Origin of the sequence: Intrasporangium sp., from assembly GCF_036566125.1 — a bacterium.
GTDB lineage: Bacteria > Actinomycetota > Actinomycetes > Actinomycetales > Dermatophilaceae > Intrasporangium.
This window is the reverse complement of sequence record NZ_DATCWX010000189.1, coordinates 1-20,240: the sequence shown is the minus strand read 5'-3', so window position 1 is coordinate 20,240 and position 20,240 is coordinate 1. Positions and strand designations below refer to the sequence as shown.

Below are 20,240 nucleotides of genomic sequence, written 5' to 3'. Positions count from 1 at the left end.
GCCAGGGCGGCCCAGGTCGCCCGCCGGTTCGTGTACGACCCGAACTTCCGCCCCCGGCTGACGACCCCGTTCGCGGCGGCGGCCGTGTTGCACCGGCTCGCACCTCTCGCCGACGTCGTGACGCCGTCCTGGCCTGACGAGGCCCATCACCTGCTCGGGCTGGCAGCCGACGCGAGTCTTGAGGACGCCATCAGGGGGTTTGCCGCCCTTGGCCCTCGCGCGGTGGTCCTGACGCGCGGGCCGGATGGTGCAGTCGTCGCGGCGGAGGGATCTGTCACCGCGGTGCCCGGCGTCCCCGCCCCCGTCCTCGTGGACCAGACCGGAGCCGGAGACTGCCTCGCCGGCACCCTCGCCGCGCGGCTCGCCCTGGGCGACCCGCTGCTCGACGCGGTCGCTCTCGCCACAGCGGCCGCCGCTCTGTCAGTCGGTGGTCAGGGCGGCACCGGTCGTGTCCCCACGCTCACCGAAACGAGAGCAGCACTGGCCGCCGCGCGGCCGGTTGAGGAGCTGAACCGCCAATGACTGACTACCTGCTGCGACTGAGCGACGGCGACGACGTCGCCATCGCCCGTAACGACATCGACCCAAGCGCGACGCTTGCCGCCCCCGGTGGCGGCGCCCTGAGGGTTCACACCGGGATACCCAGAGGCCACAAGGTGGCATTGCACGACATCTCCGCGGGCAGCCTGGTTCGCAAGTACGGCCACGTCATCGGAGTGGCAACCGCCGAGATCCGAGCCGGCGACCACGTCCACGTGCACAACCTGGCGATGCCTGAGAGCGCGTCCGCGCTCGCGTCTGGCGGCGCCTCGCCGCAGGGCCTCCCCGCCATCCCGGAGCGACTGCGCCGCACCTTCGCCGGGATCCGGCGCCCATCCGGGGCCATCGCCACCCGCAACTACGTCGGCGTCCTGACGACGGTCAACTGCTCCGCGACAGTCGCCCGACAGATCGTGCGTCGCACCGAGGACGAGGTGGCGGCGCTGCATGGCCAGGGCGTCGACGGTGTCGTGGCACTGACCCACGGGACCGGATGTGGCATGGCCAGCCGGGGCGAGGGATGGGACGTCTTCCAGCGGACCCTGCGCGGCTACGCCCGTCACCCCAACATCGGCGCCCTGGTGGTGCTCGGCCTGGGCTGCGAGGTAAACGCCGTCAGCGCGCTGATGGCCGACCTGGGCCTCGACGGCGAACTTCCGGTCGAGTCGTTCACGATCCAGGACGCGGGCGGGACGGCCGCTGCGATCGCCCGGGGCGAGACGCTGGTCCGCGGGATGGCTCAGGACCTGTGCGGCACGGGCCGCGAGGAGGTCGGCGTCGAGCATCTCGTCCTCGGGCTGCAGTGCGGCGGGTCGGATGCGTTTTCCGGCCTCACTGCGAATCCTGCCCTCGGGGTGGCGAGCGACCTGCTCGTCGCGGCGGGCGGGACCAGCGTGCTCGGCGAGACGCCAGAGGTGTACGGAGCTGAGCAGATGCTGGCAGAGCGAGCTGTTCGGCCGGAGGTCGGCGAGGCGCTGCTCCACCGGATCGACTGGTGGGAGCGGTACACCGCCTCACAGGGAACCACGCTTGACGGCAACCCGTCGCCCGGCAACAAGGAGGGCGGCATCACCACCATTCTCGAGAAGTCGCTCGGCGCTGTTGCCAAGGGTGGCCGCAGCCCACTGGCCGCCGTCTGCGGGTATGCCGACCCCATCCCGCGACCGGGATTCGTCTTCATGGACACCCCTGGCTACGACCCGGTGTCGGTCACGGGGATGGTTGCCGGCGGCGCGAACGTCATCTGTTTCACCACCGGCCGGGGCTCGGTGTTCGGCAGTCGGCCGGTGCCGACGGTCAAGCTCGCGACCAATTCCGGTCTGGCGATGCGGATGGCGGGCGACATAGACCTCGACTGCTCAGGCGTCGTCGAGGACGGCGTGTCCTTGGAGGAGATGGGCGCGCGCGTGTACGACCTGCTGCTCGACACCGCGTCGGGTCGGAGAACCTTCAGCGAGGAACTCGGGCTGGGCGGCGAGGAGTTCGTTCCGTGGCAACTGGGGGCGGTGCTGTGAAGATCGTCGCCGCGGACGTGCTCGTCACGAGCCCCGGCCGCAACTTCGTCACCCTGAAAGTCACCACCGAGGACGGGCTGACCGGGCTCGGGGATGCGACCCTCAACGGTCGAGAGCTGTCCGTCGCGTCCTATTTGAGTGATCATGTGGTTCCGCTGCTCCTCGGGCGCGACGCCCGGAACATCGAGGACGCGTGGCAGTTCCTCTACCGATCCGCCTACTGGCGTCGAGGCCCGGTCACCATGTCCGCCATCTCGGCCGTCGACTCAGCCCTTTGGGACATCAAGGCCAAGGCTGCCGGGATGCCGCTCTACCAGCTGCTCGGCGGTGCGTCGAGGAGGGGGATCAGGGCCTACGGACACGCTTCGGGGCGAGACCTGGAGCAGCTCTTCGACTCGATGCGTCACCACCTGGAGCTGGGTTTCCGGGCCATCCGGGTTCAGACGTCCGTACCCAGCCTCAACGCCGTCTACGGCGTCCCGGCAACGCCGGCCACCAAGGGAGAGAACGGCCACTACGAGCCCGCCCAGCGCGGCCCCCTGCCGGCAGAGGAGGACTGGGACACAAGGGCCTACCTTCGACATATCCCGGGAGTGTTCGAGGCGGTCCGTAATGCGTTCGGCCCCGAACTGCCACTCCTGCACGACGGTCACCACAGGATGACGCCGATCGAGGCCGCCCGGCTGGGCAAGGCGCTCGAACCGTACGACCTGTTCTGGCTGGAGGACTGCACCCCCGCGGAGAACCAGGAGGCCTTGCGGCTGGTACGGCAGCACACCACCACGCCCCTGGCGATCGGGGAGGTCTTCAACACCGTCTGGGACTACCAGACCCTGATCCGCGAGCAGCTCATCGACTACGTCCGCTCGTCGGTGACGCACGCCGGCGGGATCACTCCGATGCGCAAGCTGATGGACTTCGCCGCTCAGTACCAGGTCAAGTCGGGAATGCACGGGGCAACCGACATCTCCCCGGTCGGGATGGCGGCGGCGCTCCACCTCGATCTGGCCATCCACAACTTCGGCATCCAGGAGTACATGCCGCACAACGAACTCACCAACGAGGTCTTCCGGCAGACGTTCACGTTCCAGGATGGCTATCTGCATCCTGGCGACCAACCAGGGTTGGGCGTCGAGCTCGACGAGAAGGCTGCGGCCCAGTTCCCCTATCAGGCCGCGTACCTGCCCTTCAGCCGGCTCAAGGACGGGACGATTCATGACTGGTGACAGCCACCCGCTCTACGGTGTCGGTCCCGTGGTGCCGGTGGTCGTCATCGACGACGCGGCCCAGGCCGTACCGCTGGCGCGTGCCCTGTCCGCTGGCGGGGTCGCCGTCATGGAGGTGACCCTACGGACCCGGGCAGCGCTCGAGGCGATCGAGCGCGTGGCAGCAGAAGTTCCCGACGTCCTCGTTGGCGCAGGAAGCGTCACCACGCCAAAGCACATCACCGAGGTCAGCCGGGTCGGAGCGTCGTTCATCGTCCTTCCGGGCTCGCCCCCGGGGCTGCTCGACGCGGCGCTGGCCTCCGGTGTACCGCTGTTACCGGGAGCGAGCACGGTCACCGAGATGATGGCGCTCGCCGAGCGAGGGCTGCGGCTTCTGAAGTTCTTCCCAGCCGCGGCAAGTGGAGGTCCGCCGTTCCTCGCGTCCGTCGCAGGCCCGCTGCCCGAACTGCGCTTCTGTCCCACCGGGGGAGTGTCCGCCGGCAACGCTGCCCAGTACCTTGCCCTGCCCAACGTCCCCTGTGTCGGTGGGTCCTGGCTCGCCCCACCGTCCGCGCTGGCGGCACGGGACTGGGCGCACATCACGGAGCTGGCACGCGCGGTGGCCAGCTTTCAAGCCGACGGGTTGGTGGGGTCGGGATAGCCGTCCGGCCAGGCGGTGACGCACACGCGGTTGCCGGCACGATCGGACAGGGTCCAGTGCTGCGCGGACTCGTCCACGACCGTGCCACCGGCAGCGAGCGCGGCCTCGACCCGAGCGGCAACATGCTCGCGCGCGACGGACACGTCGACGTGCATCGCGTGCCGCAAGGACTTGGCCGGATCGAGCTCCTGCAGCCACACCGTCGAGCTGTGCCCCAGTGGGTCGGTCGCGGCGTCATCGGCGAGGGCGCGGTAACCGAGGACTGTCCGCCAGAACCGCACGTCGATCCCCGGCGGCTGGGCGGCGATCGCCAGCTGGACCTCCTGCACCAAAGCGCGATCGGCACGGGCACCATGCTCCCGGGCGACTGTGGAGACCGCCTGGGCCAATTCGACATGCCCGGGCTCGAGCCTCCAGAGGTCGCGGGTCAGCCGCACGGAGACGTGCCGGTCAGCCACCGTCAGGACGGACTGGGCCTCCTCGAGGCCCGGCACCTCGGCGATCGCTGCCGCCAGCTGCGCGGCGTCCTGGAGCGAGGCCGTGCGGAACGCGGCCGTGGGGCCGCCGTGCAGCACCACCCAGTCCTCGACGCCCTCCCCAGTGACGAACGCCTTCCAACCCGTCTCGCTCATCGCCAGCCTCCCAGCGCTCAGCAGTGCGACGACCACGATGCCGTATGCCGCTGGGCTCGGTCACGCGCATCCGTGGACGAATCGCCCTGGCTGGCTCACCAAGGAGCTTCCGACCTGACGGTCGTAGGGTCGAGGAATGACGAACTTGGGTCCCGGAGGAGCCGGGGGCGCGGATGATTTTCCCTTTGTTCGGCAGGTCGTCCTCGACTGCCCTTACCCGCGAGTGCTCGCGGAGTTCTACCGCCAGCTGCTCGGCTACGCCTATCGTCCGGGCGACGATCCACCTGCGCCGGGGGAGCCGGATCCGCGCGGCGAGGACTGGCTCGTCCTGCGCCCCAGTCCGGGCGACGCGACGAGCGGTCGTGGCCTCGCCTTCCAGGCGACCGATGACTACGTCCGCCCCACATGGCGTCCCGAGAACGGCGCGGATGGTGCAGACGACGCGACTCGCCAGCGACAGATGCTCCACCTCGACATGACGGTGCCGGACGTCGCGGCCCTGACGCGGCAGCGCGATCGCGCGCTCTCACTGGGCGCCACGATCCTTTTCGATCGCTCAGCGGACGAGGACGAGCCGCTCTACGTCTTCGCCGACCCGGAGGGGCATCCCTTCTGCATCTTCGTCTGAGGGCCCGCCGCCCGAACACGTCAGGACGACGGTGGATCGGCAAAGGAACCAGGAGCGCGTCAGTCCGGAGACGCCGTCGGCCCGGGCACCCACGTGGGACGCCCGGGCCGACGAGGTGGTCGTGGTCAGCCGTTGACCTGGACGGTCATCTTGCCGGTGCTGTTGGTCTGCACCACCTTGATCGTGACGCCGACGCCAGCGACCTTGACGCTACCCATGGGGTTGGCGGCGTCGTAGTAGCGCTCGGGGTCGCTGTCGTTGAAGGTCGAGACAGGCGCCTGGGCCGGAACCTGCAGCGTCGTCATGCCAGCCGCAGTCTCCCGGTGCAGCGAGATCGGGTCGGTCCGCTCGACTCCGAAGGTCGAGTCGAAGGACTGGATCCGGTTGCGGGCCACCGTGCCGTCGCTCCACGTCAGCGCAGCTGGTCGGGCGTCAATCGGCAGGATACGGCCGGTCCCGGGGTGCGTCCTGGTGTTGTTGTTCGACACCGCGGTGTTCCAGTAGGTGATCAGCAGCCCGTCCTGGTAGGGGAAGTGCTCCACCCAGTTGGGCTTCGTCTCGAGCCAGCCGAAGTTGTACGGTCCGACCCTGAGCGTCGAGTCGTACCCGGCATACTGCCGGTTCTCGGCAATGTAGAAGCGGTCGCGGCCGTTGGCGTCCTCGGGAAGCGTGACGATGAGCGCCTGGCCCTTCTTGTTGGCGTGCATCGACGGGCCAAGGGTCAGGGTCGCCTCCTGGTCGTGGGCCACCGTGGCGTAGTCGAGCCAGCCGAGCTGCAGCTTCTCCCACGCGCCCATGTGGTTGGGCGTCGTGCCGATCGTGTCCTGACCGTGGCCCATCCAGGAACCGGAGCTCATGAGCGTCCAGAACCCGGTGCCATTCTCGCCACCGCTCGTGTCATAGAGGTCCGGGAGCCCGAGGTCGTGGGCGAACTCATGGGCGAACACGCCGAGTCCGCCGTTCTCCGGCTCGGTCGTGTAGTCCCGGATCCAGAAGCCGGTGTCACCGACCTGGACGCCGCCGTTGCGGTTCCACGTGGGCCCGCCAGCCGCGCGCTGACCCACGGACCAGCGGTGCGACCAGATCGCCCACTCCGGGGCTCCCGCCTCCTCGCCCTCGCCGGCATGCACTGCCTGGAAGTGGTCGATGTAGCCGTCCGGCTCGTTGAAGTTGCCGTTCTTGTTGTAGTCGTAGCGGTCCCACTGGTCGAACGTCTGGAGGTATTGCGTGATCTCGGCGTCTGACTTGCCGCTCGCCTTCTGCTGGGCGTACCAGGCATTGGCGCCGTCCTGGATGAAGCGGGTCATGTCGGCCTGGCTCTCGGTCTGGCCGTAGCTCGCCTCGTTGTAGGGCACGGTTACCCAGTCCGACGTGTCGCCATGCACGGTGTAGCGCCCGCTCGACATCTCGCGGTAGAGGCTCGTCATGGACTCGCCGTCACCGTAGAAGATGTCCTGGAAGTGGTCGCGGTTGAAGTCCTCGACCCAATAGGTCGTGTCGTCCACCGACCGGTCGGGCTCCGGAATCGCGTTGTGCACCGGGCCGGCCGGGGCCGTCGGGAAACGCGTGTCGATCTGGTCGCCGAACTCGATGAGGAACGTCAGGATGTTGTCCGTGGACTGCAGGCCGTACTGCGCCCACTGGCCCGGTGAGACCTGGACAGCCTTGCCCGCGCCCTTGGTCACTGGCGTGGCCTCGCCATTGATGACCTTGGCGACAGCCTCCTCGATCAGGGCGCGTCGGGCGTCGCTCTGGTCGTCCGGGCGGTCATCGACGCGTTGGGCGACGGTGTCCTCCGCGTCCGGGACCGCGTTCGCGGCCATGGCGGGGACTAGGGCGGAAGCCGCAGCGACTGCTGCGCCCACGAGAATTCGGGATCTGGTGTGCCGCATCTCAACTCCTCTTTCCTGCTCCATTGCAGGACCTGTCGCGTCAGGCGCGCCCGGCTTGGAACGGACGCAGCTGCCTTTTTGGGGCAGTTGACCGGAGACTAGGACAAACCTACGCGCAGCGCCCGCTGAACTCGCCCGAGTCGCGACGCGGAGCGGGGACCCCGATGGCCGTCGGCGTCCCCGCTGCTGTGTCCATGCGATGCGGGTCAGACAGCGACGAGGTCCTCCGACTCGCCACTCTCCACCTCGGCCGACGACTCGTGATGGCCGATGAGCCCGACCAGCGTCAGGATCGCGGCGGTCAGGGCGCAGAGGCCGGCGAGCAGGAACGCCGTGTTGTAAGCGCTGCCAAGAGACTCGAACGCGAGCTGCTGGAGCTGTTCCGGCATAGGGACGGGGGGCATGTCTGGACCCGCGCCGGGGACGACGGGCATGGAGTTGATCGCCATGGCGCCGCCCTCGTGGGCGATGCCGCCCGCGATGTCCGAGTACGGCGGCTCGAGGCCGGAGGCGCCGATGGCTGGGCCGACCTTCTCGAGCATCCACTCGTTTGCCTTGCTGAAGGCCACGGCGCCGATGAGGACCGGGCCGAGCGCGAACCCGAAGTCGCGCAGCAGGTTCGTGGTGGCGCTGGCCATGCCCGCGAGCCGGATCGGGACCGTGTTGATCGCGACGGCGGTGATCGAGCCGACGGTGAGCGCGAAGCCACAGCCGAGGATGAGCATGGGAGCGATGAAGCGAGTCCAGCTCATGTCCTGGACGTCGAAGGTCGAGGGCCAGAACCCGCCGATGGCCATCAGCGCGAAGCCGCCGGTGAGGATCCACTGCGCCGGCACATTGCGGATCAGGTGGGACACCACCGGCACGAGCACGAACGCGGGACCCTGGATGAAGAGGAACAGCACACCGATCACCAGCGCGTTCTGGTGCTGGATGGCGCCCAGCCAGATGCTCATCGAGAAGCAGGTAGCGAGGAAGGCGAACATGCCGATGACCGTCGCGATCGCAACCACGGCGTAGGGGCGGTTGGCGAACAGGTGCAGGTGCAGCAGCGGGGACTCCGTGCGGAGCTCGATGACGACGAAGGCGGCGAGCAGCAGCGCCCCCGCCACGAGGGCAGCGACGACGATCGGCGTTCCGAAGCCCGACTCGGAGCCCTGGGTCGCGGCGTAGAGCACGGCGATGAGGCCGAGGGCCAGAGTCGCCTGACCCGGGAGGTCGAGCTTGCGGCCCTCGGGTGCCGAGGAGTCGGTGGCCCTGGTGGTGATCAGGATCGAAGCGATGGCCGCCACGATCACGACGACGTAGGCACCGCGCCAGTTACCGCTTGCGGCGAAGGCCCCGCCCATGAGAGGTGAGATCGCCGCACCGATCGACAGGAAGCCAGCCCAAAGTGCGATTGCCTTGGCGCGGGCGTCGCTGTTCGGCGCGAGCGCGGCGATCATGGCCAGCGAGATGGGATAGAGAATGGCCGCGCCGAGTCCGGCCACGACCTGGCCCACCCACATGACCTGGACGGTCGCGGCCACGGCGCAGATCAGTGAGCCCACCACCGTGAGTGCCGCACCGGCCTGCAGAAGTCGCTTGCGGCCGAACAGGTCTCCGATCACGCCGGTGGTGAGCTCGAAGACCACCATGGGGATGGCAAAGGCGGCAGTGATCCACGTCAGCTGGGCGCCCGTGGTCTGGAACTCCTGCTGGAACGTGCCGTTCAGGGCGCCGGGAAGGGAGTAGGCGACTTGCGCCAACAGCACGGCGAACGAGCCGGCCACCACCGTGGCGGTGTAGCCGCGCCTGGGCACGGGAATGTGGTTCATCGTTGGCTCCTGTGGGTTGCGGGGTTGCACCGTGGTTCCAGGTCCTGACGGCCGCGGGGGGCGCGAGGCCGGTCACCTAGACGTGCAAGGTGACAGATGCCTTTACGTAGTGTCAAGGATTTGAACGATATGTAAGACGGCGGCGACAACGACGCCACGGCGACGTAGCGGCACCGGAGCCGAGCCGTAGTGTTGGACGCGTGGTGAGCCTCCGCGAAGCGCAGAAGCAGATGACCCGCCGGTTACTGCTCGATGCTGGACTCGAGCTGTTCAGCGCCAGGGGGTATGCCGCCACGACGGTGGACGACATCGCCACGGCGGCCGGCACCACGAGGGCGACCTTCTATGCCTACTTCCCCTCGCGCAGCGACCTGATGAGGGCACTGATCGACGAGAAGCTGAATGAGCGTCTCCAGCGGATCCGGTCCGCTCACCGTGGGTCCACCGCCGAGGACCTCGTGGCAGCCGTCCGGGATGGACGGAGAGAAGTCATCCTCGGCTGGCTCACGCAGACCGCCGACCGCTGGCCGTCGATCCACTCGATCATCCGGATCGGCCGGGATGCCGCCGCGGTCGACCCCGAGCTGCGTGACCTCGTGGAACATTGGCTGGCCGAGGCGATCGGCGACATAGAGGAGGGCCTCGTCCAGGCCGACCGTTTCCAGCCGCACCAGCGCCGTTTCCGCGGGGTGCTCGCCATGTCGCAGCTCGACTACGTGGCGCAGCACTGGGGCGAGGCGGACTGGAAGCTCAGCCGCGAGCAGATGCTCGAGGAGCTCACCGACAGCTGGCACGCGCTGCTGGGCTCCTGAGGGTCACGGCCCGATGACCTGCTGACCGATGGGTGGTTCGCTTGCCGGGTGCTCGACGAGCGCGAGGACGCGGCTCGACATGAACCGTGCGGTGCGCACGGGGGTGCCACCTCTGGTGACCTCGGCAACCTCGACGACCCCCCGGGTAGTCGTGATCTCGACGCGACGCCCGTTGCGTGTCGCCTCGATCTCGTAGATTCGCACCTCGCCCCCGGCGTCGATGACGACCTCAACTCGATCTCCTCGCACGTGTTCACGCTAACCCGGTGTGAGTCGCCCGCGCAGTCCACGCAGCCTCGAGGGCGGCGACGATGCGGGCGTAGTTCACGCGCTCCTGCTCCAGCCGGAGCGACGTCCCCAGCTCGTTGTCGCGCAGCACCCGGTGGGTCGCAGCCTCATCCGGCGTGAGCCGCTCGAGCACCGCGCGTGACGGGGTCGGGTCGGTCGTCCATTGGCTCTCATGGGCCATGAGGGTGTCGAGATCCATGAGCACGCTGCGCACGTGCGGCAGCTGGCCCCGAAGCCGGTCGAGGATGACGAAGCCGTCGGTGTCGAGGTCGCCCCAGTAGACGACGTCGCGGCCGTGCAGCCAGGGAATGCGTCCGAGCCGCAGCACGTCGAAGCCGGCCCCGAAGAACGCCATGGCCCCCGGCACGAATGGCAGTGCCAGGAAGGTCACCTCGTTCTCGACGACGATGACGCGTCGAGCGGGCAGGCGTATCCCGGCCAGTTCGTCCACCCTGACCAGCGCATCGGTGATCCCACCGAAGAGGGGATTGCCGTCCAGTGACCGGACCCTCGTCATGGCAGGCTTGTCGCTGAAGCCGTAGCGCCGCGCGAAGTGCCTTCCGGGCGAGCGCGATTCGTCAGCAGCGCCCGGAATGACGGCGTCGAGCAGCTCGGCGAGGAGCGTCCGATTGCCTTCGATGAACTTCGTGTCCACGCCGGGCACGTCGATCTGGCGGAGGTATGCCGCTGTCCCCACCCTCGAGCGCAGCCACAGGACCGTCGCCGTGACCTTCGGCCAGATCGCCCGGTGCGCTAGCGCCCGCAGAGGATGCTCGGCCACCCACTCTGCGATCGCCGGATGCGAAGACGCCGACGCCTCCTGCAGCCCGGCCAGAGCCGAGACCTCATGGGCAACTCCGAGCAGCCGCCAGACCTGCTCGGGCTCGTCGAACCAGGCGGCTGCCGGCACGGCGTTCGCGCCGACGAGTCGTCCACCGACACGCCGCTCCTCGAGTCGGAACGCGGGGGACCGCCCCGCGTCCGCGGCCCGGTGGAGCCGGACCGCCCACTCCTGGACGGCGCCGAAATCGCTGGCCAGCTCCCGGGCACTTGGCGTCTTGAAAGGCACCCGGATCGGCTCCCAGGACTGGTTGGCGACGACTGTCCGGAGCAGTTCGCCGCGGTCCCACCGCCGCTGGAGGGCCGCCCTGATGTCGTCGACCGTCGACCATCGTTGACGCGACGACGTCGGCGAACCAGGGCCGCGGGCAGAACTCATGACTGGCGCTCACCGGCCCGGGTCAGCGCCGCCCCGGCGCGCTCCTGCTGGTACTCCTCGATCGTCAGGTTGTGCAGGCGTGATGAGCGGCCGCCCGGGTTGTCGACGAAGCCGACCCGCCGGACGAAGGGCTCGATGGTGTGCACCTTCTGGAGTGGCGTCACGACGAGCAGCTGCAGGCCGAGCCGGGCGAAGAGGCGGAGGGCGAAGCGAGTGGACTCGTCGGAACCCCGGCCGAAGGCCTCGTCGATGACCGCGAATCGGAAGGTCCGGCCTGAGCCACCCGACGCATCGAGCCGGAACTGGTAGGCGAGCGAGGCGGCGAGGATCGTGTAGGCGAGCTTCTCCTTCTGGCCACCGGACTTCCCGTCGGAGTCGGCATACGTCTCGTGCTCCTGGTCGGTCTCGCGCCACCGCTCCGACGCGTTGAAGACGAACCAGTTGCGCACGTCCGTGACGCGTGCGGTCCACTGCCGGTCGTGCTCGGCGAAGCCCTCCCGCCCCTTGAATCGGGCGATGAGCTCGCGCACCTGCTCGAACTTCTCCTCCGAGTACAGGTCGTCGGCGACACCGCCCAACAGAGCCCCTTCGGTGCACGCCCGGAGCTGGGCCCGGAACTCCCTGACCTCGGTGAGCGGGGTGGGCACGGCGTCGAGCCGGATGAACCGGTCGGTGTTGTAGTCGATGTCGCGCAGTGACGCGTTGATGACCCTGATTCGCTCGGTGATCTCCTTCGACTGCTGGTTGAGCCGAGTCTGGAAGCCGGCGATCTCACGGATCGTGTTCTGGTTGAGGTACCGCTTGAAGTCCGCCTCGAACCGCGGCAGGTCGTCCCGAGCCACCCGCTCGCGGAACTCCCGGAACTCCGCAGCGGCCTCGATGCTGGCGTCCATGTCAGTCGTCTCTGCGGGATGATCGCGCCGGAAGGCGTCCATGGCCCGCTCCGTGCGCGATGTTGCGCTGCTCAGCCGACGCGACAGTGTCGCGGACTGGTCGACGAGCTCGGCCCGCAGCTCCTCCACGACACCGGCGATGTCCTCGACCCGCCCGACGCCACGGCCACGCAGGACGGCCGCAGCCCGTTGGACGGCAGGCGCATCGGCGTCGGACAGCGGCGCGAGCAGCTCGGTGTTGCGCACCCGCTGCACCTCCAGATCCCGGAGCCGTCCCTCGAGTCCGCCAATGGCGCGGTCATGCTCGGTCCGGCGCTGCTCGGCCGCGGTGAGCTCCGCCTCGACGTCCTCCATCCGCGCCTCGATCGCGGCGAGCTCGCGGGACGCCTCGACGAGCAGGGCCAACTCCCGCTCGACCTCCTGGAGCGCCCGCGCGCTGGCCCACCAGTCGACATCACGGACGTCGTCGACGACGAGGGCTCGGGTCAGCGCCTCACCCCGCGACCGGAGGTCATGGTGCCGAGCCTCGGCGGCCCGGCGGGCATCGTCGATCCGGTTGAGCTCCTCCTGAATGCGGGCTCCGCGCTCGAGCAGCGCGTCCTGCTTCGTCTTGTTGTCCCAGCCGAGGACGTATGTCGACCGGTCATCGACCGCACGGCGGTCGTCTTTCTCGTGACGGCTGCCCGACTTGACCTGGCCACGCACCGTGACGGCACGGCTCACGCGCCGGAAGTCCTCCATGCTCTCGACGCACTCGTGCGCGGCCCGGGCGGCGAGCTCGGTCGCGAGCCAAGCGGCATACGGGCCCTGGCGCAGCTCGAGCTTCGCGGCCAAGGTCCCGCTCACGGGCGGTGCAGGGACGTGGCGCTCGTCGACGCGGACCCGGTGGTAGACGAGACGCGCGCCCAGGTGGTGATTGTCGACCCATCCGGCAACCCGGGCGTAGTCGTCGTCGCCGACGATGAGCGAGAGCGCGAACCCGCGCAGCACGCGCTCGGCCGCCCCTCGCCACCGGTCCTCGCCGGCGCGGACCTGGATCAGCTCGCCAACGAACGGCAGCCGGTTCTCAGCGACGCCCGTCTCGCTGCAGAGGCGCTCACGCAGGGCGAGCAGCTCGCGGGGGATGCTCGAACGGCGTTGGGCCAGGCTGATCAGCTCGGCGCGGATCTCGTCGGACTCCTCCCGCAGCCGATGCCTGGCGACCGCGTGCGTCGTCAGCTCGTCCGCGACTCGCTGGGCTTCGTCCTCGACAGCGGACTGCGCATCGAGAGCCTCCGCGCGCACGCGCGCGAACTGGCCCGGGTCAGCCAGCCGCTCGAGTCCGGCCACGGCCAGGTCGTCCCCCCACGTGCGGTGGCGCTTGGCGCGGGCCTCCTTGTCGGCCGTATGCCGCTGCCTGGCCTCCTCGAGGGCACCGACCCTTCCGCCGGCGTGGCCTGCGCGAGCATCCCGCAGGCCCTGCTGCTCAGCCCGCAGCGCGTCGACCGCGGCGGTAGCGCGATCGTGCGCCTCCTGCTCGGCGGCAAGCTTCTCCTCGGAGCCCGCCAGCTCTCCTGCCAGCAGCTCGAGCGTGACGGTGGCGGCGGCATACCGCAGGGCCTGCTGAGCGTCGGTCGCCTCAGTAAGGTTGGTGCGGATCCGGTCCACCTCGTCGCACCCGGTGACGATGGGGTCGAGCGCGGCGAGCTGGGTGCGGGCCTTGATGACCGCGTCGTGGGCGGCGGTGAGGTCCTCGAAGTGGCCGATCAGCTTGCGGACGTCGGCTGCGGCGTCGAAGGGCTCGAGCATGTGGGCTCGGACGAAGTCGGTGAGGTTGCCGACCGACTTCATCGACACGGTCTGGTGGAACAGCTCCATCGCCTGGCTCGACGGGATGCCGAGGGCGCGGCGGAAGGCGCGCTCGTAATCCGGGAAGCTGTTGTGCGGTGGGATGCCGGCACTCCTGAGCCGCTTCTTCAACGCGGTCACGTCGGTGCCGAAGTCACTGAGGTCGCTGACGATGCCGAGCTCGCGCTCGGCGACGACGTAGAACCGGTTGGGCTGGCCGGCATGGTCGTCGGGCATCCAGAAGACCTGGGCGAGCGTCACCGCCGAGCCCAGCCGCTCGTTGCGGAATACCGCGAGGATCGCCGAGTGTGACGTGTGATCGCGCAGCCCGACGGGCCGGGACATGCCCGTCGTCTCACTGCGCTCTGACTTCCAGTAGCCGAGGACGTAGGAGCGGAGGCTGCGCTCGCGCGTCTCGGCACCTGCCGCCTTGTTGTAGGAGATCCGGTTGGCGGGCAGGAGCAGGGTGGTGATGGCGTCGACGAGGGTGGACTTGCCCGAGCCGATGTCCCCGGTGAGCAGGGAGGTGTGCCCGTCGAGGTCGAATCGCCACACGGCCCGGTCGAAGGTGCCCCAGCCGAGGACCTCGACATGGTCGAGGCGGTAGCCCGCGGCTCCGAGCTGCTCGTCGAGGGGTAGCTCATCCATGTGCGGGCTCCACGTCGTCGGAGGTCGTCGCTTCTGGCTCGAGGGTGGCGAGGTACTCGCGAAGACGCGCGTCGAACTCCGCGAGCCACTGCGCGTCGACGTAGGCCTTGAGGATGCGACGGACCTCGTAGGTGCGCTCCTGACCGGTGACCTTGCGAAGGAAACCCAGCGCCTCGACCTTGGCGACCAGCGTGTCGACGTCGGTGGTGAGTCGGATCTCGTTGGTGCTCTGCGGCAGGTGGACGCGGAGCAGCTCGGCGATCTGGTCCCGGGTGAGGATGAGCCGCGGGTCGCTGCTGCTCGCGTCGAACTCGGCGAGCCGCTTGCGCAGCAGGGCGAGCAGCAGACTGACGCGGAAGGACAGCCGGTGACGTGGGATGAGCCGCGGGATGTCGACGTCGTCGTAGTCGAGCTGCCGCAGGTGGGCGTAGCCCTCGGCCTCGTCGATGACGAGCGCCAGCCCCATGACGGCCATGTGGTCCTTGACCCGGGCCTGGTGCCGACGCAGGAGAGACCACATGGCCGGGTTGTCGGACTGGTAGATGACGCCGCGCAGGAGCGGGATCACGACACGCGAAAGGTCGAGCGCGTCGTCGGGGAGCCCCGCAGCAGGGGCGGCGAGAGTGGTCATGGCGGGTCCTTCGCGGGCGACTGGTCGTGTCGGACGTAGAGGAGGGTCGGGATGTCAGCCTCGCGCCGGGTCTTGTCGTCGGCTACCCACTCGACCCGTTGGCGCGCGTCGTCATCGATGACGAGGTCGATGCCGTCCTCGGTGAGGGCGAAGTAGGCCATGAGCTCGGCCAGGCCCTGCTCGGCAGGATGCTCGTCGATGATGTCCGCGAGGCTGACCTGCGCGCGACGCTGGAGCGCCGCGCGGATCTGGCTGATGATGCGCTGGTGGTCGACGTGGTCGACGCTGAAGAGGGCAGCGGTCTCGGCGGACTCAGCCGCTCCGGTCACGGTGCTGTCGATCCGGGGAGGCGCCGGCGGCACATAGAGCGGGCGCTCGAACGGCAGGGCGATCTCGGGGCGCGTCGCATCGAGCTCCATCACGAGGTCGGGACGGGCATCGCGCAGGGCGACCGAGGTGCTCTCGATGCCCCGGAGCAGCTCGATGACGCGCCGGTTCTCGAGCCAGACCTTGTCGTCGAGGAAGCGGCGGAGCTGGTCGGAGAGGGTCCGCACGGTCGCCTGGGTGCGACCGGCGGCGTTCAGCCAATCGCGGTCGATACGGCGCACCCGCTCGTCGGCGACGATCGACTCGAGCCGGTGCACTTCGTCCAGCAGCTGCCCCAGCTCCTCCTGCCGCTCGGCGGACAGGAGGAAGTCGTAGAACGCCTGGAAGCTGCGGCCCTGGTCGGACTCGGAGATCGCGTTGCGGTCGCCGAGGAGCTGGTCGAGCAGCTCGCCCTTCGACCCGTCCCAGCCAGCAATGGTCTCGCGCATCTGTCGATCGAGCGCCCGGAACTTGACCTCGACCTCACGGAAGTCCGAGAGCAGCTCACGCGCTGTGCTCGCGAACTGCTGGTAGCGGTCGCGCTGCGCCGTCGGGTCGAGCACCTCGATCTCACCGGACTCGGCCCGTGCGATCTGGTCGTCCAGCCTGGCCCGCTCGGCGCGAAGGTGCTCCAGCCGGCGCTCCGGGTCGGTGTCACTTCCCTGCACGATCTGCCGCAGCAGGCCGACGAGTGTGTGCAGCCTCGACTCCGTGCCGACGAAGGCACGCTCCTGCAGGGTCCCGACCCAGGCCACCGCCTTCTCCAGCGCCGGCGTCGCATCTACGTGCGGCTCGTCACTGCCCTCGAGGTAGTAGAGGCGCAGCCAGCCGGACTCCGGGCTGGCCCAGTCGGTGACGTAGGCGGCGGCCGACTTCGGATAGGCGTCCTCGCCGAGCTGTTCCCGCAGGGCGTAGAGCTCGTCGTCGAGGTGGCTGACCAGCTCGCGCTGGGTCAGGACCCGGACGTTGTCCTCGACGAAGGTCCGGCCGAGGAAGCCGACGATGAGCGGCGCGTTGGCAGCACGCAGCAGCCGCCACGCGGGATGTCGGTCGCGCAGCAGGCTCAGCTCGTCGTGGGACAGCACCCAGACCCCCTTCCGATCAAAGGAGCATAGGTGAGCCCGCCGACACCCGAAGGGACATGTCGGCACGGCGCCCGGGGTGCCTGGGCCGTCAGTCCGCCCCCAGCAGGCCCCGGATGTCGTCCGCTGTCAGCGGCGCAGCCATGAGCCCGCCGTCGTCGACGACTCGGGCGAACAGCTCGCGCTTGCGTTCCTGGAGCTCGAGCACCTTCTCCTCGATCGTGCTCTCGCTCACCAGACGGTAGACCATGACGGTCTTGTCCTGACCGATCCGATGGGCGCGGTCGATGGCCTGTGCCTCGACCGCCGGGTTCCACCATGGGTCGAGGACGAAGACATAGTCGGCCTCGGTCAGCGTGAGGCCGGACCCGCCGGCTTTGAGGCTGATGACGAAGACGGGCGCGGAGCCCTCGACGAAGGCAGCAATCCGCTTGGGGCGATCGCGGGTGCGGCCGTCAAGGTAGACGTGTTCGATCCCCTCGTCGGCGAGGCGCGAGCGGACCATGCCGAGGAAGCTCGTGAACTGGCTGAAAACCAGGCATCGGTGTCCCTCCGCGACGACCTCGACGAGCTGGTCCAGCAGTGCGTCGACCTTGCTCGAGCGCACTGTGGCAGGGGCGTCGGAATCGACGAGGTGGACGTCGAGGCTGAGCTGCCGCAGTTTCGTCAAGGCCCGGAGGATGGCGATGCGGTTGTGGCCCACGTCGTCGAGCAGGCCTAGGATGCGTTGCCTTTCGCGGTGGAGGTGCCGGTCGTAGATGCGTCGGTGCTGCGGGTTGAGGACGACCGGAACGACCTGCTCGATCTTCGGCGGAAGGTCGGGCGCCACGGACTCCTTCGTCCTGCGCAGCATGAGCGGCCGGATCCGTCGGCGCAGCGTCTCGAGCAGTTCGGGTGACGTGCCGGACTCGATGGGCTTGCGGAACAGCTCACTGAAGCGGGTGGGCGAGGGGAACAGGCCCGGTGCGACGATCGAGAGCAGCGCCCACAGGTCCATGAGCGAGTTCTCGAGCGGCGTCCCCGTGATCGCGAGCTTGAACGGCGCCGGGAGCCGACGGGCGGCGGCATATGTCCTCGCCTGGTGGTTCTTGACGACCTGTGCCTCGTCGAGGACCAGTCCCTGCCATGCGCGGGCGCGGTAGCCGGCCTCGTCGATGCGGAAGAGTGCGTAGGAGGTCACCACGACATGGGCCTCGCGCGTCGCCTCGACGACGGTCGTGCCACAGCGCCGCTCGGTCTCGGTCAGGGCGACGACGCGCAGGCCGGGCGTGAAGTGGGCGGCTTCGCGGACCCACGCCGAGACGACGCTCGTCGGCGCGACGACGAGGATGGGCGCATCCGGTGTGAGGGTGCCGTCAAGCCGTGCCCGCTCGGCCATGACGAGGGCCTGGAGCGTCTTGCCGAGGCCCATGTCGTCGGCGAGAATCCCGCCAAGCTGGTGGTCCCAGAGCAGGGACAGCCAGTGGAAGCCGTCCAGTTGGTACTGGCGCAGCCGCGCCTCGACACCCGGTGGGACGTCGGGGTGTGGCACCGTCTCGAGAGCGAGGAGGGCGCCGACGGACCGGGCCCACCGCTCGCTCTGGTGCGCGACGACGCCGAGCTCGACAAGCTCTGCCCACAACCCGGCCTGGTACCGATTGATTCGCAGCGTCTGCGACTCGGGGTCCTGCAGGGCGCGCGCCTCCTCGACGATGCGGCGGAGCGTGCGCAGCTGCGGGAGATCGAGCGAGAACCACGTGCCGTTGTCGAGGATGAGGTGTTCCTCGTCCGTGGCGAGGGCGGCGAGCAGACGGATCAGCGGCACGGGGTGCCCGTCGACCGTCACGTCGATCCCGAGGTCGAACCAGTCGAGCAGGGGACCGTCGTCGCTCGTGGAGGCAACGGTGAAGAGGTCGTCGGGCTCGGGGTCTCGCGTCGACACCGAGACGACCGGGGGTGCGAGGTTCTCGGAGTAGGTGAGGGCGCGGCCCTCGATCGTGACTTCGACGTCATCGCGGTGCTCCAGCACCGGGAGCACGTCGCGCCGGAAGCGCACCGTGTCCATCCCCGCGAGCTCCGGCTCGACGACGACGGCCAGCCGAGTCAGCCCGGGTTTGGGGATGCGTAGGCCCGAGACGGCTTCGAGGACGTCAAGGCTGGCGAGCAGCTCTTCCTCGGCGGCGGCGTCGCGGGGCACGGCTGCCGCGTCCGCGTCGTGGACGCTGTCACGCAGCAGCGGCACGTCGACGGCGTCGCCGTGGACGCGGTAACGGAAGGTCCACCGAAGTCGTGCGCGGTGGTCCTCCTCGAAGGAGACGCGGAGAGCCAGAAGGGGCGGCAGCACCTCGGGCAGCACGACGCTGCCGTCCGTCGACAGCACGGTGGCGCGTTGCACCAGCGCTGGGTAGTAGCGCGACAGGAAGCGGTCGACGTCGGTGGCCGGCACACGGACGCTCCCACGCTGGACCACCAGCTCGGCCAAGTGCGCCTCGAGCGGTGCCGCGAACCGGGCGAGCACGAGCCCGCCGCCCGCCGCGGCGACGACGCCGTGCGGTGGCGACCCGATGAAGTGCAGTGCGCCTGCGACGTCCGGGAGCGTGACTCTCGCAGTCAAGGTCATGTCACCGGCGCTGGTGCGTGTCAGGTCGAGGAGGGCAGTCACCGGGTCCCGAGCCAGGCGCACCTGGTGTTGACCACGATTGCCGGTGACGAGGGACACGCCCGCGGCGAGGGCGTCGTCGAGCAACCGCCAGAACATCGGCCCGAGCCCGTCGACCTGCATGGCCTGGCTCGTCCCGTAAGAGTAGGGCGAGCTCCTGCTCCGCTCCCAGGCCTGGAAGGCGCGAAGGGCCATCCGGTGCTCCGGGTTCGAGCCCCGCGCACGGTGGCCGTAGTCGAGTTCGTGCCAGCCGATGCCGCCGCGCACCCAACCGCCGTTGGCTCCGGGGGCGACTGGACGAAGCGTGAGTCGAGGCTGCGGCGTGCCCTGCCCCTTCCGGGGCTGGCTCAGCTCGACGAGGATGCCGAGAGGCGCGGCGGTCGTCTGCGGGGCGTGGGCCGGATGATCTGGGCGCACGATGGGGTCGAGGAGCGCCTCCCAGGTCGGCCGGCTCGCCGGCAGTGACGTGGGGGCGCTGCCGACGGGCGCACGCCCGCGTCCGCGAACCTCCAAGATCGCCGCGACGACGTGCTTGCAGTCCTCGGCCATCGGGCACGTGCAGCTGCTCGCCCACTCGATCTCGTCATCGGCGACAGAGTCCAGGCCGTCGACCCTTTCGGGCCAGTCGAGCCGGACCGTCGTGGTGTAGGAACGGCTTCGGCTGCCACGCACGTGCGCCACGATGACGGTGCCGTCCCGGCCGACGGTGTGCCGTCCCACCCGGCCTTGACGCTGGTACGCCTCGCCGCGCTCGACCGTGGGCCTGTCCAGATCTGATCGGAGGCGGTCGGGATCGAGGCAGTCGATCCACGAGGGGGCCTGTTGATTCGCGGCCACACTCACGGCAGTCCTCCATCGTCCATCCCGGGGCCGTTCCACAGGGAGCCTACGGGCAGCCGTCTCGGCCACCACGCCGACGCGCGGGAGGGCGGACGAGGTCGTTTCCC

The 20,240-nt window shown here is 69.4% G+C and carries 15 protein-coding genes; 6 read left to right on the top strand and 9 right to left on the bottom strand.

What is annotated here, in order from left to right:
- The 4 genes from VIR15_RS11200 to VIR15_RS11185 form a co-directional block, all read left to right on the top strand.
- A partial coding sequence (locus VIR15_RS11200) for a carbohydrate kinase family protein (protein WP_331927559.1) occupies positions 1-522 on the top strand: 522 nt, incomplete at its 5' end.
- The gene (locus VIR15_RS11195) at positions 519-2,054 is read left to right on the top strand and encodes a UxaA family hydrolase (protein ID WP_331927557.1); all 1,536 of its coding nucleotides are present in this window, start codon (positions 519-521) and stop codon (positions 2,052-2,054) included. The genes VIR15_RS11200 and VIR15_RS11195, both read left to right, overlap by 4 nt.
- Positions 2,051-3,280, top strand: coding sequence for a D-mannonate dehydratase ManD (gene manD / locus VIR15_RS11190; RefSeq protein ID WP_331927561.1), 1,230 nt, complete (start codon positions 2,051-2,053; stop codon positions 3,278-3,280). The genes VIR15_RS11195 and manD overlap by 4 nt, the downstream gene beginning before the upstream one ends.
- Positions 3,270-3,920: a bifunctional 4-hydroxy-2-oxoglutarate aldolase/2-dehydro-3-deoxy-phosphogluconate aldolase gene (locus VIR15_RS11185; protein WP_331927555.1), complete on the top strand. Its 651-nt coding sequence runs from the start codon at positions 3,270-3,272 to the stop codon at positions 3,918-3,920. The genes manD and VIR15_RS11185 overlap by 11 nt, the downstream gene beginning before the upstream one ends.
- On the opposite strand, the gene VIR15_RS11180 is transcribed toward VIR15_RS11185, so the two are convergent.
- Positions 3,890-4,552 (bottom strand): VOC family protein, encoded by a 663-nt coding sequence (locus tag VIR15_RS11180; RefSeq protein WP_331927553.1) that lies wholly within the window; start codon positions 4,550-4,552, stop codon positions 3,890-3,892. The genes VIR15_RS11185 and VIR15_RS11180 overlap by 31 nt on opposite strands.
- 136 nt (positions 4,553-4,688) lie before the next feature.
- On the opposite strand from VIR15_RS11180, the gene VIR15_RS11175 reads away from it, so the two are divergent.
- The gene (locus VIR15_RS11175) at positions 4,689-5,180 is read left to right on the top strand and encodes a VOC family protein (protein WP_331927551.1); all 492 of its coding nucleotides are present in this window, start codon (positions 4,689-4,691) and stop codon (positions 5,178-5,180) included.
- 125 nt (positions 5,181-5,305) lie between these two features.
- Here the strand turns inward: VIR15_RS11175 and VIR15_RS11170 are convergent, their stop codons facing one another.
- Positions 5,306-7,072 (bottom strand): immune inhibitor A domain-containing protein, encoded by a 1,767-nt coding sequence (locus tag VIR15_RS11170; protein WP_524538097.1) that lies wholly within the window; start codon positions 7,070-7,072, stop codon positions 5,306-5,308.
- A 206-nt stretch (positions 7,073-7,278) separates the two neighbouring features.
- On the bottom strand, positions 7,279-8,889 hold the full coding sequence (locus VIR15_RS11165; protein ID WP_331927547.1) for an MFS transporter: 1,611 nt from the start codon (positions 8,887-8,889) through the stop codon (positions 7,279-7,281).
- A gap of 200 nt (positions 8,890-9,089) precedes the next feature.
- Between VIR15_RS11165 and VIR15_RS11160 the strand changes: the two genes are divergently transcribed.
- Positions 9,090-9,701, top strand: a complete 612-nt coding sequence (locus tag VIR15_RS11160; RefSeq protein ID WP_331927546.1) for a TetR/AcrR family transcriptional regulator — start codon at positions 9,090-9,092, stop codon at positions 9,699-9,701.
- Between the two features lie 3 nt (positions 9,702-9,704).
- Here VIR15_RS11160 and VIR15_RS11155 read toward each other — a convergent pair whose 3' ends face one another.
- The 6 genes from VIR15_RS11155 to VIR15_RS11130 all read right to left on the bottom strand — a co-directional run bounded on the left by VIR15_RS11155 (position 9,705) and on the right by VIR15_RS11130 (position 20,136).
- On the bottom strand, positions 9,705-9,950 hold the full coding sequence (locus VIR15_RS11155) for a DUF8836 family protein (protein WP_331927545.1): 246 nt from the start codon (positions 9,948-9,950) through the stop codon (positions 9,705-9,707).
- Between the two features lie 4 nt (positions 9,951-9,954).
- The gene (locus VIR15_RS11150; RefSeq protein WP_331927544.1) at positions 9,955-11,208 is read right to left on the bottom strand and encodes a Wadjet anti-phage system protein JetD domain-containing protein; all 1,254 of its coding nucleotides are present in this window, start codon (positions 11,206-11,208) and stop codon (positions 9,955-9,957) included.
- On the bottom strand, positions 11,205-14,576 hold the full coding sequence (locus VIR15_RS11145) for an ATP-binding protein (protein WP_331927543.1): 3,372 nt from the start codon (positions 14,574-14,576) through the stop codon (positions 11,205-11,207). The genes VIR15_RS11150 and VIR15_RS11145 overlap by 4 nt, the downstream gene beginning before the upstream one ends.
- The gene (locus VIR15_RS11140; protein WP_331927542.1) at positions 14,569-15,207 is read right to left on the bottom strand and encodes a DUF4194 domain-containing protein; all 639 of its coding nucleotides are present in this window, start codon (positions 15,205-15,207) and stop codon (positions 14,569-14,571) included. Before VIR15_RS11140 ends, VIR15_RS11145 begins: the two co-directional genes overlap by 8 nt.
- Positions 15,204-16,658, bottom strand: coding sequence for a DUF3375 domain-containing protein (locus tag VIR15_RS11135; RefSeq protein WP_331927541.1), 1,455 nt, complete (start codon positions 16,656-16,658; stop codon positions 15,204-15,206). The genes VIR15_RS11140 and VIR15_RS11135 overlap by 4 nt, the downstream gene beginning before the upstream one ends.
- Positions 16,659-16,746: 88 nt before the next feature.
- Complete coding sequence (locus VIR15_RS11130; RefSeq protein WP_331927540.1) at positions 16,747-20,136, bottom strand: DEAD/DEAH box helicase; 3,390 nt, start codon at positions 20,134-20,136, stop codon at positions 16,747-16,749.
- Positions 20,137-20,240: the final 104 nt, after the last annotated feature.